Source organism: Curtobacterium sp. NPDC089185, from assembly GCF_040685235.1.
Lineage (GTDB): Bacteria > Actinomycetota > Actinomycetes > Actinomycetales > Microbacteriaceae > Curtobacterium > Curtobacterium citri.
Genome location: NZ_JBFBHK010000018.1, coordinates 1 through 15,671, shown reverse-complemented (window position 1 = coordinate 15,671; position 15,671 = coordinate 1). Strand labels below are relative to the sequence as shown.

The window sequence follows — 15,671 nt, the reverse complement described above, 5'->3', positions numbered from 1 at the left end:
TCCGGCGAGCACGGGGTCTCGGTGCCTCCAATGATCATACGATCGGAGCGTCCGCACACTCGACTCCGTACCTGACGCCGACCCCGCACACCGTCCGCGCGCCTCCGCCGGATCGAACCAGGATCCCGACGTCGAACCAGGCGCCGCGGGCGGTTCGACGTCGGATCCGTGGTTCGGAGGGTGCCCGCCGTCAGACGCGGACCGCGCGCCGGTGGATCGGGCCGGAGCCGTCGGCGAGCGCGCCGCCGGGAGCACCCCGACGTACCGCGATGACCTCGGCCATGATCGCGACGGCCAGCTCTGCGGGGGTCTCTGCGCCGATGTCGAGGCCGATCGGCGACCGCAGGCGCCCCAGGTCCGGCGTCCCGAGCGCGTGCAGCGCCGCGAGTCGCCGACCGTGCGTCGCCCGGGAGCCCATCGCCCCGACGTAGCCGGCGCCCCGTCGGAGCGCGAGGTCGATCACCGCGGCGTCGAACCGGTCGTCGTGCGAGAGCACCACGACGGTGGTCGACGCGTCGATCGGCAGCCCCTCGAGCACCCGTGTCGGCCATCCGACGATGCGCTCGTCCGCGGCGGGGAACCGCTCGTCGGTCAGGAACACCGGCCGCGGGTCCACCACGGTCACCGCGTGGCCGAGCACCGCCGCGGCGTTCGTCACCGCGACGGCGGACTCCACGGCACCGACCACGATGCAGCGCGGTCGGGCGTCGGCACGTTCGACGAAGACCCGGCCCCGGCAGCCGTCCGGAGCGGTGACGACCTCGCCGAGTGTGACCGGGTCGAGCGAGAGCGCGAGCGACGTCGGGACGCCCGACGCCGCCCGGCGGAGGGCGTCGACCACGGGGTCGCCGGGTGCTATCCGGCGGACGAGGACCTCGACCCGCCCTCCGCAGCGGAGTGCCGGTGCCCACACGGCGTCCGGGTCGTCCGGGTCCTCGTCGAAGCCGAACCGTTCGAGCACGGGGACGCCGTCCTCGAGGACCTGCTCGGCGGTCACGAACAACGACCCCTCGACGCAGCCGCCGGAGATCGTGCCGACGACCTGACCGCGGGGCAGGACCGCCATCGACGTGCCCACCCCGCTCGGTGCGCTGCCGGACATCGCGACGGCCGTCGCGACGACGACGGGGTCGCCGGTCTCGAGGACGGCCAGGAGGCGCGGTGCCAGTTCGAACATCACGCACCTCCGGCGTCGGTCGCGTCGGTCGTCGTCGCGTCCACTGCCGCGTCCGCTGCCGCGTCCTGCAGCATCGCCCACACGCGGTCGCGCGTCATCGGCAGGCGGTACGGGCGGACCCCGACCGCGTCCCGCACCGCGTTCGCGACGGCCGGGGCGACCGGGTTGTACGGCGCCTCGCTCATCGACTTCGCACCGAGCGGTCCGAGCGGGTCGGAGGTGACGGCGAACCGGACCTCGGTGCGCGGCACGTCCGAGATCTTCGGCACCCGGTAGGAGCGGAACGCGTCGGTGGTGACCCGGCCCTCGGCGTCGAGCACGACCTCCTCGTACAGCGTCGAACCGATCGCCTGTGCGGCGCCGCCCTCCACCTGGCCGCGGAGCTGCTCGGGGTTGAGGACCGTGCCCGCGTCCACCGCCTGGACGCTGTGGAGCACCCGGACCTCGCCCGTCGGCCGGTGCACCGCGACCCGGGCACCGTGCACCGTGAAGGCCAGTGACCGCGGGGTCCCGTCGTGGCTGCCGTGCGCGACGAGGGGGCCCTCGGCCAGGAGCTCGGCGTGCCCGACCAGCTCGTCGCCGATGCGGACGCCGTCGGGCAGCACCGCGACCGCGGGGCCGAGTGGGCCGACGGCACTCCTCGGGGTCCGGGCGGCCGCGATCGTCAGCGCGCGCGCCGTCATCTGGTCGTGCAGGTCCAGCGCCGCGGCGTACAGCGCCTTGCCCGCGACGACGACCCCGGCCGAACCGAACGCACCGGTGTCGTACCGCGCGGCGTCGGTGTCGGACTGGTGGACGTCGACCCGGTCGGGCGTGGTGCCGAGCGCCGTGGCGACGAGCTGCGTGTGCACCGTCGTGGTGCCGTTGCCGAACTCCGCCGTGCCGACGCCGATGCGGTAGCGGCCGTCCTCGGTGGCCTCGACCGAGGCGTGGGCGTGGTGCCCGCGGGGCGGCATGGTGGCGATCGCCGCGAGGGCGACGCCGGTGCCGAACGCCCAGTCCCCCGTCCCGTCGACGGCCGCGTCGTCGAGCGGCGGCCCGTCCATCGCGGGGACCTCGGGCAGGGGAGCGCTGAGGGCGTCCTCGACCAGGTCGATGCACTGGTCGAGGCCGTAGCTGCCCTCCCAGCGCAGGTCGTCCTGCTCGTCCGGACCGGTGACGACGAGCGGGTCGCCGGGGACGACGACGTTGCGCCGCCGGAACTCGAGCGGGTCGAGGCCGAGGCGTCGGGCGAGCTCGTCCATCGCGGACTCGATCGCGAACACGACCTGGCCGAGGCCGTACCCGCGGAACGCGCCCGACGGCAGGTTGTTCGTGTACACGGACTCCGCGTCCACGCGCTTGACCGGGCAGCGGTACACGGCGACCGACTCGCTCACCGAGTGGAACATGACGCCGACGCCGTGGTTGCCGTACGCGCCGGTGTCCATCGTCTGGTCGACGTGCATCGCGGTCAGTCGTCCCGACGCGTCCGCACCGAGACGGACGCGGACGCGCATCGGGTGCCGCGTCGGCGCGATCGTGAACTCGTCGCGGCGGCTGAACTCGTACTGCACCGCGCGTCCGGTGCGGAGGACGGCGAGCGTGACGAGGTCCTCGGTGAGCATCTCCTGCTTGCCGCCGAACCCACCGCCGACCCGCTTGGCGACCACGCGCACACGCGAGGGGTCGAGACCGAAGACGTGGGCGACCTCGTCGCGGACCAGGAACGGGACCTGCGTGGCGGTCCGGAGCACGAGCCTCCCGTCCCGGTCCAGCGATCCGCGGGTGGCGTGCGTCTCGAGCGCGGCGTGGGAGACGCGGCCGGTCGACCAGGTGCCCTCGACCGTCGCCGCGGACGCGGCGAGGGCGGCCTCGAGGTCACCGGTCCCGCCGTGCAGGGCGGCCACCACGTTCCGGCCCGGGTCGGCGATCCGGTGCTCCTCGGTGGTCTTGTCGCCGTGCAGGAGCGGTGCGCCGGGGAGCCGGGCGGCGTCGACGTCGTGCACGCTCGGCAGCACCTCGTACTCGACCCGGAGCAGCGCGCAGGCCTGCTCGGCGGTGCGGACGCTGTCGGCGACGACGGCCGCGACCCGCTGCCCGCGGAAGCGCAGCACGGTGTCGAACACGCGGGTGTCGTCGGGGTCGTCGAGCCGCGACTCGTGGCGCCCGGTCGAGAACAGCACGCCCGGGTCGTCGCGGTGGGTGAGCACGGCGTGCACCCCCGGCAGCGCCTCGGCCGCGCTCGTGTCGATCGCGGTGACGCGGGCGTGCGCGTGCGGGCTGCCGAGGACCGCGAGGTGGAGGAGCGCTTCGGTCCGCCGGACGTCGAGCGTGTACTCCTCCTGGCCCGTGACGATGCGCATCGCCGCCGGTGCCGCGACCGACGTACCGACGGCGTCCCCGGCGGAGGCGCACGCGGTGTTGCGGACCCCGTCGAGGGCGTCCTCGATCGCGCGGTAGCCGGTGCACCGGCAGACGTTGCCCTTGAGCGCCCGGTGCCGGTCGGCGAGCTGGTCGTCGTCGAGCGCCGAGGCCGTGACGACGTACCCGGCCGTGCAGAAGCCGCACTGGAAGCCCGGCGCCTCGGCGAACGCCCGCTGCACCGGGTGCGGGTCCTCCGGGGTGCCGAGGCCCGCGGCGGTGGTCACCGTGCGGCCCTCGAGCCGGTGCGCGGGCGTGATGCAGGAGTGCACGGGCACGCCGTCGAGCAGCACCGAGCACGCACCGCAGTCGCCTGCGTCGCAGCCCTTCTTCACCGCGGTGACGCCGTGCTCGCGGAGGAGCGTCCGGAGCACCTGTCCGGGCTGCGGGCTCGTGTCGAGCTCGGTGCCGTCGACCGTGAGCCTCATCGGGCACCCCCGTCGGCAGCGTCGGTCGCGGCGGCGGCGGCGCCGGCCGCCTCGGCGACTAGTTCGGCGGCGAAGCGTCGGGACACCGCTCGCCGCCAGTCCGGGGAGCCGTGCGGGTCGTCGTACCAGTCGTCGTGGGCTGCGAGGGCGGCGTCCACCTCGGCCGTCGCCGGGATCGTGTTCCACCGCAGCACGAGTGGGCGCGGGGTCCCGCCGGTGACGACGAGCACGAAGCCGTCGGCATCCCGTCGAGCCGTGACGAGGGTCCCGGTCCGCCCGTGCGGGCTGAGCGACACCCGGCGGAAGCCGGTCGTCCCGCGGAGCGCCGCCGTGGGCACGTCGAAGGCCCGGACGACCTCGCCCGGGTTCAGTGCGGTGGTGCGCGGTCCGGTCACGAGGTCCGCGACCGGCAGTCGACGCTCCCCGCCGTCCGTCGTCCACACCACGGCGGTCGCGTCGAGGGTGACGAGCAGCGCGGTGACCGCCCCGGCCGGCAGCGCGGTGGCGACGTTGCCGCCGACGGTCGCCGCGTTCCAGACCTTGAACGACGCCAGCAGTGCGTTCACGCACCGGTCGACGAGCGGCCAGGCACGCCAGTCCGGCTCCGGTCGCACGCGCAGCAGTGCCGCGAGCGTGCAGGTGGCGCCGAGGCGCAGACCGTCGGGCGTCCGTTCCGCGTCGGGCCAGCCGAGCGTCGTCAGGTCGACGAGGCCGGTCGTGCCCGGCTGCTCCTCGGAGTACAGCCAGGTCCCGCCGGCGAGGGGCTGCTCACCGGGGGCGAGGGCGAGGTCGTCGCGGTGCGACGGTGTCCGCACGGTGCGGACGGTGACGAGGTCCATGCGAGGGTCCGATCGGGATGACGGGCGAGGGGTCGGGGGACACCTGCGGCCGTCGGCCGTGCGCGATCATCCCGCGGTTCCACGCCCCACGAGCACGTCGGGACGCCGCTCGGGGTGCGGTCGTGCGTGCCACGGGGCCTCCTCTGTCGGATCGGATCGGATCGGGTCGGACCGGATCGGGTCGTTGCGGCAACGGTAGGGAACGGGTGTTTCAGCGTCGTTACGGGGGAGCGACGCCGGCATCACGGCCGGTGCCCGAACCCGTGACCTGATCGACGCACCACCGAAACACACGGGTGCCATCGTCGCCGTCATGGAGATCACCGAGGCCACGTCCGCCCCCACCACCACGTCCGTCCGTCTCGGCGCGAACCAGTACGGCAAGGCCGAGGTCCGGCTCGTCCGGGTCACCCGCGACACGGACCGGCACGAGATCGAGGACCTCACCGTCACGACGCAGCTCCGGGGTGCGGCGCTCGCCGAGTCGTACACCGAGGGCGACAACGCCAAGGTCGTGGCCACCGACACGCAGAAGAACACCGTGTACGCGTTCGCGAAGGAGCACGGGGTCGGCAGCCCGGAGGAGTTCCTGCTCCGCCTCGGCCGGCACTTCGCGACGGCGTTCGACTGGTACGACGGGTCGACCCTCTCGGCCGAGCAGCACGCCTGGGAGCGCATCGCCGTGGACGGGCGGGAGCACGACCACTCGTTCGTCCGCTCGGGTCGGGGCACGCGGACGGCCGTCGTGCAGGTCGACGGCGACGACGTGCACGTGCTCGCCGGCGTGACCGACCTCACCGTCCTGAAGAGCACCGGCAGCGAGTTCCACGGCTTCCCCCGCGACGGCTACACGACGCTCGCGGAGACCGACGACCGGATCCTCGCGACCTCGGTGACCGCGCGCTGGCGCTACACGCCCGAGGCCGTCGCCGCGGGCATCGACTACGACGCGGTGTACGCCGGCGTGCTCGACCGGATGCTCGCGACCTTCGCCGAGCTGCACTCGCTGGCGCTCCAGCAGACCCTCTTCGCGATGGGCCGCACGGCGATCGAGGCGTTCCCCGAGATCGCCGAGGTCCGCTTCTCGATGCCGAACAAGCACCACTTCCTCGTCGACCTCGCACCGTTCGGGCTCGAGAACCCCGGCGAGGTGTTCTTCGCCGCGGACCGCCCCTACGGCCTCATCTCCGGCACGGTCGTCCGCGACGGCGTCGCCGAGGCCCCGGCGGCGTGGACGTCGGTGCCCGCGTTCGTGTGAGCCCGGCCGCCGTGCGGGATCGGCGCCGCGTGGTCGGGGTCGTGCTCGCCGCGGGTGCCGGCACCCGGATGGGCACCCCGAAGGCGCTCGTGCGGAGCCCGGACGGCGTGCCCTGGCCGACGCTGGCGGTGGACGCCCTGCGCGCCGGCGGCTGCGCCGAGGTCGTCGTGGTGCTCGGAGCCGCCGCCGACCGCGCACGGACGCACGTCCCGATCGCTCCCGACGTGAGGGTCGTCATCGCCGCCGACTGGGCGACCGGGCCGGGGGCGTCGCTCGCCGCGGGGCTGCGCGCCCTCGACGACGAGGACACCGCCTGCATCACCCTCGTCGACCTGCCGACGCTGCCCGCCGCGGTCGTCCGGCGCGTGCTCGGACCGGGGTCGGACCGCGACGTCCTGCGGCGCGCGGTGTTCGGCGAGCGGCCGGGCCACCCCGTCCTCGTCGGTCCGGACCACCGCGCAGGGCTCCTCGCCGCGGTGACGGCCGACCCGGCCGACCGGTCCGCGGGAGTCTGGCTCGGTCGAGCGGGCGTCACCGGGGTCGACTGCGCCGACCTGTGGGACGGCACCGACCGGGACCGGCCGCACGAGGCGACCCGGTAGCAGCGGACCGGACCGGAGACGGACGGGAGGCGCGGTGCCAGCCGGCACCGCGCCTCCCGTCCGTCGCTGGTCGCGTCGACTACGCGACGCGCTCCGACACCTCGGCCATCGTCGGGTAGTCCGTGTAGCCCTCGGCCGTCGCGCCGTAGAAGAGCTCCGGGCGCGGCTCGTTGAGCTCCGCCTCCTGCTCCCAGCGCTCGGCGAGGTCCGGGTTCGCGATCGCCGCGCGACCCACGGCCACGGCGTCGGCGAGGTCGCCGTCGAGCAGCGCGATCGCCTCGTCGCGGGTCGTCATCGACGAGAAGCCGGAGTTCGCGATGAACGGCGCTCCGGCGGTGCGACGGACGTGCTGCACGAGGTCGCTGCCCGGCTCGGCGTGCAGGACGTCGACGAAGGCGAGCCCGAGCGGCGCGAGGCCCTCGGCGACGGCCGTGTAGGTCGCGCGGACGTCCGCGTCGTCCTCCTCCAGGACGCCCTGGATGTTGTGCTGCGGCGAGAGGCGGATGCCGACGCGGTCCGCGCCGATCGCCTCGGCGACGGCCGTGGTGACCTCGACGGCGAAGCGTGCGCGGTTCTCGGGGGAGCCGCCGTACTCGTCGGTGCGGGTGTTCGAGACGGGGGAGAGGAACTCGTGCACGAGGTACCCGTTCGCGCCGTGCACCTCGACGCCGTCGAGTCCGGCGGCGATGGCGTTGCGGGCGGCACGGGCGAAGCCCTGGACGGCCTCGCGGACCTCGTCGGTGGTGAGCTCGTGCGGCACGGGCATGTCCGCCTTCGAGCCGTCGGCGAGGTGGGTCTGGCCCGGGGCGGCGACGGCCGAGGGGCCGACGATCCGCGGGGTCTGCGAGATGTCGGTGTGCGAGACGCGACCGCCGTGCATGAGCTGCATGACGATGGTGCCGCCCCGCTCGTGCACCGCGTCGGTGACGCGACGCCAGCCGGCGACCTGCTCGTCGGTCTCGATGCCGGGCTGGCCCGGGTACGAGCGGCCCTCCTGCACGGGCCAGGTGCCCTCGGTGATGATCATGCCGAGGCTCGCGCGCTGCGCGTAGTGCTCGACCAGCAGGTCGTTCGGGATGCCCTGCTCACCGGCGCGCGTCCGGGTGAGGGGTGCCATGACGATGCGGTTGCGGAGGTGGAGTGCGCCGAGGTCGGCGGCTTCGAAGAGCTTCACGTGTCCGTTCAACCACGTGTTGCGCGGGGCAATTCCCCCGGCACGGCGGATCCTCAGCGACCGGGGCACACCAGCGTGCTCGAGCGGACCTGGCCCTCGGGACGGATCACGGTGTGCTGCGAGAGCGGCTGGTGGCAGATCGGGCAGGGACGGTCGACGGTGCGGTCGTCGACGCCCTCGACGCGTCCGGCACCGATCTGCGACGGACCCATCTTCTCGATGAGCGTGCGGTTCCAGCGGTCGTACCACTTGCCGAAGCGACCCACGGTCCACCCTTTCGTTCGTGCACGAACCATTCTGCCACGCCCGCCGTCGTCAGTCGAGCGTGTCGACCCGACCGAGCAGCTCGGTGAGGTCGTCCTTCAAGCGCTCGAGCCGCTCGACGGGCCACCCCAGTCGGTCGGCGACGGCGACGGGGACGGCTCGGGCGCGATCCCGGAGGGCGCGACCGGCCGTGGTGAGCGACACCTCGAGCTGGCGTTCGTCGACCGTGCTGCGCGTGCGGCGGACGTACCCGGACGCCTCCAGGCGCTTGAGCAGCGGGCTGAGCGTCGCGGAGTCGAGCCGGAGCTCCCGGGCGATCCCGCGCACCGACCGCGGGTCCTGCTCCCACAGGGCGAGCATCACGAGGTACTGCGGGTGGGTCAGGCCCATCGGCTCGAGGAGGTCGCGGTACAGGCCGACGACGCTGCGGCTCGTGGCGGCCAGGGCGAAGCAGAGCTGGCGGTCGAGGGCGAGCGGGTCGACGTCGGTCGCATCCATGCGCCCACGATACCTTCGTGCACGAACGGTCGCGACTGCGTGCCGCACGACGGCCGGGAGGCCCGGTGCCGGTCTCGTGGACCGGCACCGGGCCTCCACGCTGGTGCGTCGTGACGCGGGTCGCCTACGCGCGGTGCGTCGGCGTGTGCCCCTCGTGCGCGTTGGCGTCCGGCTCGACGTCCGCGGCGTGCGAACCGCGGTGCGCGGCGCCGTCGTCGTGGCCGCGCGCGTCGGACGGGTGCGACCGCTCGAGCTTGGCGCCCTCGACGTCGACGTCCGGCAGGATCCGGTCGAGCCACTTCGGGATCCACCAGGCGCTCCGACCGAGCAGGTGCATGACCGCCGGGATGAGGAGCATCCGGACCACGAAGGCGTCGACCAGGACCCCGAAGGCCAGGCCGAAGCCGATCGGCTTGATGGTGGAGGACTCCGAGAAGATGAAGCCCGAGAACACCGAGATCATGATGATCGCGGCTGCCGTGACCACCGCGCGTCCCGCGTGCAGACCACGCTGGACCGCCACCTTCGCGCTCGCCCCGTGGGCGTACGCCTCGCGCATGCCCGACACCAGGAACAGCTGGTAGTCCATCGCGAGCCCGAACAGGATGCCGATCTCGATGATCGGCAGGAAGCTCAGGATGGGCCCCGGGTCGTGGGTGCCGAACACGGAGCTGAGCCAGCCGAACTGGTAGATCGCGGTCAGACCACCGAACGAGGCGAGGATCGAGAGGATGAAGCCCGCCGTCGCGGTGATCGGGACGAGGATCGACCGGAACACCAGGATCAGGATGATCAGCGACAGGCCGACGACCACCACGAGGTAGAGCGGCAGGACGTCCGCGAGCTTCTCGGACACGTCGATGTTCGCGCTCGCGTTGCCGGCGACGCCGAGCGTGATCCGCCCGTCGTCGCTCGACACGGTCTGCTCGCGGAGGTCCTTGACGAGCTCCTCGGTCGAGATGCTGTCCGGGCCGCCGGCGGGCTTCACCTGGAAGGCGATGATGTCGCGGTCCTTCGACGCGCCGATCGGCAGGACGGCGTCGACGTCGTCGTTCTGCACGAGCGCCTTGCCGATCGTGACCTCGGTCGCGGTGACGTCGTCCTCCGCGATCGCCTTCGGCAGGTCGGCCACCACGAGCAGGGGCCCGTTCTGACCGGCACCGAACTCGCGCTCGAGCGCCTTGTACGCCATGTACTGCGACGAGTCGGTCGCCTCGGATGCGCCGGTCGGCAGCCCGAGGCGCATCTGCGTCGCGGGGAGCGCGATCGTCCCGAGCACGGCGACACCGGCGACGAGGGTGATCACCGCGCGCCAGGTCGACATCGGCTTGTTCGGCACCCGGATCGACCCCGTGTCGCCGATGCGCGCGCGTTCCTTCTTCCGGAGCAGGCGCATGCCGAGCAGCGACATGAGCGCCGGCGTGAACGAGGTCGCGATGAGGATGGCGAACAGGACCGCGACCGCGCCGACCGTGCCCATCAGGCCGAGGAACGGGATCCCGGTGATGTTGAGCGCGAGCAGGGCGACGATCACGGTCGCACCGGCGAACACGACGGCGTTGCCGGAGGTGCCGTTCGCGAGCCCGATCGACTCGTGCACGCCCATGCCGGCCTTCAGCTGCGTGCGGTGCCGGTTCATGATGAACAGCGAGTAGTCGATGCCGACCGCCAGGCCGAGCATCACCCCCAGCACCGGCGTGACCGAGATGAACTCGACGAGGCTCGAGAAGGACAGGGCGGCGAGCGAGGCGACGCCGACGCCGAGCACCGCGGAGAGCAGCGGGACGGCTGCACCGATCACCGTGCGGAGCATGAGGAAGAGCACGATCGCGGCGACGACGAGGCCGATGACCTCGCCGGGTCCGAGGATCGAGGGGACCCCCTGGGCGATGTCCTGCGAGACGTACACGTCGACGCCGTCGATGCCCGCGTCGTCGGCCTTGCTCGTGATGGCGTCCTTGGTCTCCGCCGGCACCTCGTTCGTCGACGTGGTGAACTGCACGGTGCCGATCGCGGCGGACTCGTTCGTCGAGACGAAGCGGATGCCCTTGGACAGTGCGAGCAGGTCGGATCCCTGCTCGAGTTCGCGCTCGCTGTCGTCGAGCTTCGTCGTGTTGGCGTCGATCTCCTGCTGGGCGGCCTGGATCTGCTGCTCACCCGAGGTGATCTGCTGCTGCTGCGCGTCGATCTGCGCCTGCGCCTGGGCGAGCTGCTGCTGGCCGGCCTGTGCCTGCGCCTGCGCCGCAGCGCTCGAGGCGGCGGCTCCGGCGGCCTGTGCCTGCGCCTGTGCCTGGGCCTTCTGCGCGTCGAGCTGCGCCTGGGCGTCCGCGATCTGCTGCTTGCCGGACTCGAGCTGGGCCTTCTGCGCGTCGAGCTGCGCCTGACCGTCCTCGATCTGCTTCCGGCCGTCGGCGATCTGCTCGCGGCCGTCGGTGATCTTCTGCCGCTGCTCGTCGAGCTGGTCCTGGGTGGCGAAGCCGTCGCGGACGTCCTTGACGCCGTCGAGGTCCTTCAGCCCGTCGAGGAACGACGTGACCTCGGTCTTCTGCGCGTCGGTGAAGGCCTTGCCGTCGGTGGTCTCGAACACGATCGACCCGTTGCCGCCGTTCGCCGACGGGAACTTGTCGGCGAGCTGGTCCTGCACCTGGCTCGTCTTGGTGTTCGGGATGGAGATCGCTGACGAGATCGTGCCGGCGAAGAGGCCGTACGTGAGGCCCGCGATGCCGATGATGACGATCCAGGCGATCACCACCGACCAGGCTCGTCGTGCGGAGAACCGTCCGAGACGGTAGAGGAGACCGGCCATTGCGGGTGCCCCGTCCTTTCGTGGGTGGTGCTGGTGCGGTGCGGGGTGCGCCGGTGGACCCCGCGGGAGAGTGTCGGTGGTGTCAGTGGGACGGCATGTAGCCGGAGCGGACGCTGTGCACGAGCCGACCGAGCAGGTCGTCCCACGCGCGTAGTGCGTCCGGGGTGAGGTCGGGTCCGTCGTGCGTGAGCCAGTGGTCGGCGATGACGACGATGCCGCTCATGAGGGAGTCGACGAGCAGCGCGGTGTCGAGCGGGTCGGCACCGGGGTGACGCCGGGCGACCTCGTCGCGGAGTCGGTCGGTGACCCGGGAGAACGCCGTCTGGGTGAGCACGGCGGCCTTCGGGTCCTCCTTGCCCGGCTCGCCGATGATCCGGTACATGCCGGAGATCGCCGGGGCCAGGTCGGCCCCGCGCGCCGCGGACTCGAGTTCCTCGAACATCGACGCCCGGCTGCCGTCGCCGACGGGCGTGCGTGCCATGTCGGCCAGGAACCGGTCGATGATGACGGACAGTTCCTCCTCACACACGGCCAGCAGGACCTCGTCGAGGGACGCGAAGTGGTTGAAGACCGTCCGCCGGGCGATGTCCGCGCGGGCGGCGAGGTCGTCGACGCTGAACCCACGTCCTCCGCGGTCGTCGATGAGGTCGCGGGCGGCCTGCAGGATCGCCGCGCGGTGCTTCGCCTTGAGGGCGGTGCGGCGGTCGGTCGTGGTGGTCACGTCTGACAACACTAGGTGCATCGATGCACTCGGTGCACCTTCTTCGAGAGCATCTTCAGGTTCGTCCCCCGACGGTCCGGCATGCTGGCGGCGTGCGGACGACGAGGACGGTCCTGGCGGCGATCGCAGTGTCGATGACGCTCGTGCTGGCCGGCTGCAGCGCCGGCGGATCCGGGAACGCACCGAGCACCGACCGGGCGAGCGCCGCGGCGACGGCCGAGGGGAGCCCGACCCCGGCAGCCCCGACGACTGACGTTCCGACCACCGACGCCGCGACGACCCGCGCCTTCGCGGCCCTCGAACAGCGGTCCGACGCGCGCCTCGGCGTCGTGGCGATCGACACCGCCGACGGCCGCTCGATCGGGTACCGCGCCGACGAGCGGTTCGCGTTCGCGTCGACGAACAAGGCGTTCATCGCGGCCGCGGTGCTCGACGCCACGAGCGCCGCGGGACTCGACGCCACGAGCGCCGCGGGACTCGACGAGGTCGTGCACTACGGCCGCGACGACCTGCTCGAGTACGCCCCGGTCACGAGTCGGCACGTCGACGAGGGCATGACGGTCCGAGCACTCGTCGACGCCGCTGTGCGGGAGAGCGACAACACCGCGGCGAACCTGCTCGTCGAACGGTCGGGCGGTGTGGACGGGGTCTCGCGGTGGCTCCGCGGCATCGGCGACGACGTGACCCGCGTCGACCGGGTCGAGCCGGAGCTCAACACCGCGGTGCCGGGCGACGAGCGCGACACGACGACGCCCGCTCGGTCGGCGGCGGACCTGCGCGCCGTCCTCGTCGGCGACGCGCTCGACGCCGACGACCGTGCGCTCCTGCTGTCGTCGATGGCGGGCACGACCACCGGCGACGGCACGATCCGGGCCGGGGTCCCCGGCGGGTGGTCCGTCGCGGACAAGACCGGCACCGCCTCGTACGGCGTGCGGAACGACATCGCCGTCGTGCGGCCGGCGGGACGCGACCCGATCGTGCTCGTGGTGTTCACGTCGCACGACCGCGCGGCCGCCGAGCCCTCGGACGCCCTCGTCGCGGCGGCGACCCGGGTGGCGCTCGAGCGGCTGGGCTAGTCGTACCGCCGGGCACCGCCGGGTACCACCGGGCACCGCCGGGTGCCCCGACGGTCAGCCCACGGTCACGACCCGGTCACGAGTCGGTCACGGGGCGGTGACGACGGCAGCTGCGTCGGTAACGATCCGTGCCGACTCGGTCGTCTCCCAGCCCGCACGCCGGTCCTCCCCGGGGAACCCCGGGCGGACGCCCGAGGAGCGTTGGGAGGGTCGCCGGGACGCCGCCGGATGACCGGGGGCGCGACGACGAGGGGGACGACATGGCGATGCGACGGGTGACGGGGGCCGCACTCGGCTTCGTGGGCGGCAGCGTGCTCGCCGGACTGCTGGTGGGGGTCGGGGTGACCCCGGTGCTCGCGGTCGCCGGCGTGGGGACGACGTCGGCGATCGACGTCTTCGACTCGATGCCGGAGTACATCGAGATCGGCGACCTGCCCGAGCGGAACGAGATCTGGGCGTACCAGGGGGGCCAGCCGGTGCACCTGGTCGACGTGTGGGACCAGAACCGGCAGGAGCTGACGCTCGACCAGATCAGCGACACGCTCGAGCACGCCGCGATCGACGGCGAGGACAAGCGCTTCCGCGAGACCGGCGGCGTCGACGCGACGAGCCTCGTGCGGTCGGTCGCGAGCGTCATCGCCTCGGGCGGGAAGGGCGGCTCGGGCGGCTCGACGATCACGATGCAGCTCGTGCGGAACATCAAGATCCAACGGGCGAGCGAGCTCCCCACCGCGGAGGAGCGCGACGCCGGCTACCGCGAGGCGATCCGGAAGAGCCCGGACCGGAAGCTCGCGGAGATCAAGCTCGCCATCGGACTCGCGAAGGCGTACTCGAAGGACGAGATCCTGGCGGCGTACCTGAACATCGCGTACTTCGGCGACCAGACCTACGGCGTGCAGGCCGCCTCGCAGCGCTACTACGGCAAGGACGCCACCGACCTGAGCCCCGCCGAGGCCGCGTCCCTCGTCGCCATCGTGCAGTGGCCGGAGCGGCGTGACCTGTCGACGCCCGCGCACCACGCCGACAACCAGGCCCGCCGGGACGTCATCCTCCGCTCGATGCACGAGCAGGGTCACCTCAGCGATGCGGACCTCGCGTCGGCGCTCGCGTCCCGACCCGCCGACTACGTCCGGCTCACCGCGCCGCAGCAGGGCTGCGAGTCGGCGGTCCGCGGCGCCGAGTTCGCCTGTGCGTACGCCGAGCAGGTCGCCCGGGACCTGCCCCAGCTCGGCGCCGACCCCGACGCACGCGCTGCCGCGTGGCGGACGGGCGGGTACCGGGTGCAGACGACGCTCGACCTCGACCTGAACACGCAGCAGCGGGAACTGCTCGACCGGAGCGACCCGGCCACGGAGAGCCGTCTCGCCCTCGGTGCGACGCTGAACACCGTCGAGGCGGGCACCGGCCGTGTCCTCACCATGGCCCAGAACAAGGACTACGACCGCTCCGCCGCGGCCCCGGCGACCGCCACCTCGCTCAACTACGCGACGGACGAGTCGAACGGCGGGTCCACGGGGTTCCAGGTCGGGTCGACCTACAAGATGTTCACCCTGCTGCAGTGGCTCGAGTCGGGTCGGAGCGCGGACGCGGTCGTCGACGGCACGAGGAAGGCACGCAGCACGTGGACGCAGTGCGGGGAGCGGATCACGCTCGACGAACCGTACGACCCGAAGAACGACTCGCCGGGCCAGACCGGTCCGTACTCGGTGCGCTCGGCGACGGCGCAGTCGGTGAACGCGGCCTACGCGGACATGGCGTCGCAGCTCGACCTCTGCGACATCCGCGACACCGCAGCCCGACTGGGGGTGCACCCGGCGACGGGCGGCGAGCTGCCCGCCAACCCGGCGGCGATCCTCGGCACGACGAGCATCGCACCGCTGACGATGGCGGCCGCCTACGCCGGGATCGCGAACGGCGGTGTGTACTGCGCGCCCGTCGTCGTCGACCAGCTGACGGGTCCGGACGGCACCGCGCTCGGCGGGCAGCCCCGGTCCTGCACGCAGGCGGTGTCGGCACCCGTCGCCGCGCAGGCCGTCGCGGTCATGCAGGGGGCGTTCCGCGGCGGGACGGCGACCGGCGGGCAGACCCTCGACGGCGCCACGCTGTTCGGCAAGACCGGCACGACCGACGCGGCCGACCAGGTCTGGCTCGTGGGCGGGACGTCGCGGGCGGTCACCGCGTACTGGCAGGGCAACACGGACGGTGGGAAGACGAACCTCCGGTACCTGGGCAGCGGCCAGGGCGGCACGTACGCCGGGTCGCGTGCCGACGTCTGGCGGCAGGCGCAGACGGCGGTGAACGCGGCGCTGCCGGTCGGCTGACGGACGGGAGGCGGGGGGGGCGGGGGGGCCCCCCCCCCCCCCCCCCCCGCGGGGGGGGGGGGGGGCCCCCCCCCCCCCCCCCCCCCGCCCCGGGGGCCCCCCCC

General features: G+C 73.2%; 12 protein-coding genes. 4 read left to right on the top strand and 8 right to left on the bottom strand.

Annotated elements, in window-relative coordinates:
- Positions 1-190: 190 nt before the first annotated feature.
- Genes AB0N84_RS14375 through AB0N84_RS14365 form a run of 3 tightly spaced genes read right to left on the bottom strand, consistent with a single transcriptional unit; the run spans position 191 to position 4,847 of the window.
- Complete coding sequence (locus AB0N84_RS14375) at positions 191-1,177, bottom strand: XdhC family protein (RefSeq protein ID WP_363547486.1); 987 nt, start codon at positions 1,175-1,177, stop codon at positions 191-193.
- Positions 1,177-4,008 (bottom strand): molybdopterin cofactor-binding domain-containing protein, encoded by a 2,832-nt coding sequence (locus tag AB0N84_RS14370; RefSeq protein WP_363547483.1) that lies wholly within the window; start codon positions 4,006-4,008, stop codon positions 1,177-1,179. Before AB0N84_RS14370 ends, AB0N84_RS14375 begins: the two co-directional genes overlap by 1 nt.
- Positions 4,005-4,847: an FAD binding domain-containing protein gene (locus AB0N84_RS14365; RefSeq protein WP_363547480.1), complete on the bottom strand. Its 843-nt coding sequence runs from the start codon at positions 4,845-4,847 to the stop codon at positions 4,005-4,007. The genes AB0N84_RS14370 and AB0N84_RS14365 overlap by 4 nt, the downstream gene beginning before the upstream one ends.
- Positions 4,848-5,160: 313 nt before the next feature.
- Between AB0N84_RS14365 and pucL the strand changes: the two genes are divergently transcribed.
- A complete protein-coding gene (gene pucL, locus AB0N84_RS14360) occupies positions 5,161-6,105 on the top strand; it encodes a factor-independent urate hydroxylase (RefSeq protein WP_289457089.1) in 945 nt (314 codons plus the stop codon).
- 11 nt (positions 6,106-6,116) lie between these two features.
- A complete protein-coding gene (locus AB0N84_RS14355) occupies positions 6,117-6,707 on the top strand; it encodes an NTP transferase domain-containing protein (RefSeq protein WP_363547477.1) in 591 nt (196 codons plus the stop codon).
- Positions 6,708-6,786: 79 nt separating this feature from the next.
- Here AB0N84_RS14355 and AB0N84_RS14350 read toward each other — a convergent pair whose 3' ends face one another.
- From AB0N84_RS14350 to AB0N84_RS14330, 5 genes are all read right to left on the bottom strand, one after another.
- Positions 6,787-7,881, bottom strand: a complete 1,095-nt coding sequence (locus AB0N84_RS14350; protein WP_289457091.1) for an alkene reductase — start codon at positions 7,879-7,881, stop codon at positions 6,787-6,789.
- A gap of 53 nt (positions 7,882-7,934) precedes the next feature.
- Positions 7,935-8,147, bottom strand: coding sequence for a hypothetical protein (locus AB0N84_RS14345; RefSeq protein ID WP_182047365.1), 213 nt, complete (start codon positions 8,145-8,147; stop codon positions 7,935-7,937).
- A gap of 49 nt (positions 8,148-8,196) precedes the next feature.
- A complete protein-coding gene (locus AB0N84_RS14340; RefSeq protein WP_069713085.1) occupies positions 8,197-8,643 on the bottom strand; it encodes a MarR family transcriptional regulator in 447 nt (148 codons plus the stop codon).
- A 124-nt stretch (positions 8,644-8,767) separates the two neighbouring features.
- Positions 8,768-11,449, bottom strand: coding sequence for an MMPL family transporter (locus AB0N84_RS14335; RefSeq protein WP_363547472.1), 2,682 nt, complete (start codon positions 11,447-11,449; stop codon positions 8,768-8,770).
- Positions 11,450-11,531: 82 nt separating this feature from the next.
- On the bottom strand, positions 11,532-12,170 hold the full coding sequence (locus AB0N84_RS14330) for a helix-turn-helix domain-containing protein (protein WP_289457094.1): 639 nt from the start codon (positions 12,168-12,170) through the stop codon (positions 11,532-11,534).
- Between the two features lie 92 nt (positions 12,171-12,262).
- Here AB0N84_RS14330 and bla point away from each other — a divergent pair, with 92 nt between their 5' ends.
- Together bla and AB0N84_RS14320 are read left to right on the top strand one after the other, a co-directional pair.
- Positions 12,263-13,246: a class A beta-lactamase gene (gene bla, locus AB0N84_RS14325; RefSeq protein ID WP_363547468.1), complete on the top strand. Its 984-nt coding sequence runs from the start codon at positions 12,263-12,265 to the stop codon at positions 13,244-13,246.
- A gap of 260 nt (positions 13,247-13,506) precedes the next feature.
- Positions 13,507-15,567, top strand: coding sequence for a transglycosylase domain-containing protein (locus AB0N84_RS14320; RefSeq protein ID WP_363547466.1), 2,061 nt, complete (start codon positions 13,507-13,509; stop codon positions 15,565-15,567).
- Positions 15,568-15,671 lie beyond the last annotated feature (104 nt).

Coding starts and splice junctions, on each gene's coding strand:
- AB0N84_RS14375 (WP_363547486.1), bottom strand. CDS start 1,177: ATGTTCGAACTGGCACCGCGCCTCCTGGCCGTCCTCGAGACCGGCGAC.
- AB0N84_RS14370 (WP_363547483.1), bottom strand. CDS start 4,008: ATGAGGCTCACGGTCGACGGCACCGAGCTCGACACGAGCCCGCAGCCC.
- AB0N84_RS14365 (WP_363547480.1), bottom strand. CDS start 4,847: ATGGACCTCGTCACCGTCCGCACCGTGCGGACACCGTCGCACCGCGAC.
- pucL (WP_289457089.1), top strand. CDS start 5,161: ATGGAGATCACCGAGGCCACGTCCGCCCCCACCACCACGTCCGTCCGT.
- AB0N84_RS14340 (WP_069713085.1), bottom strand. CDS start 8,643: ATGGATGCGACCGACGTCGACCCGCTCGCCCTCGACCGCCAGCTCTGC.
- AB0N84_RS14335 (WP_363547472.1), bottom strand. CDS start 11,449: ATGGCCGGTCTCCTCTACCGTCTCGGACGGTTCTCCGCACGACGAGCC.
- AB0N84_RS14320 (WP_363547466.1), top strand. CDS start 13,507: ATGGCGATGCGACGGGTGACGGGGGCCGCACTCGGCTTCGTGGGCGGC.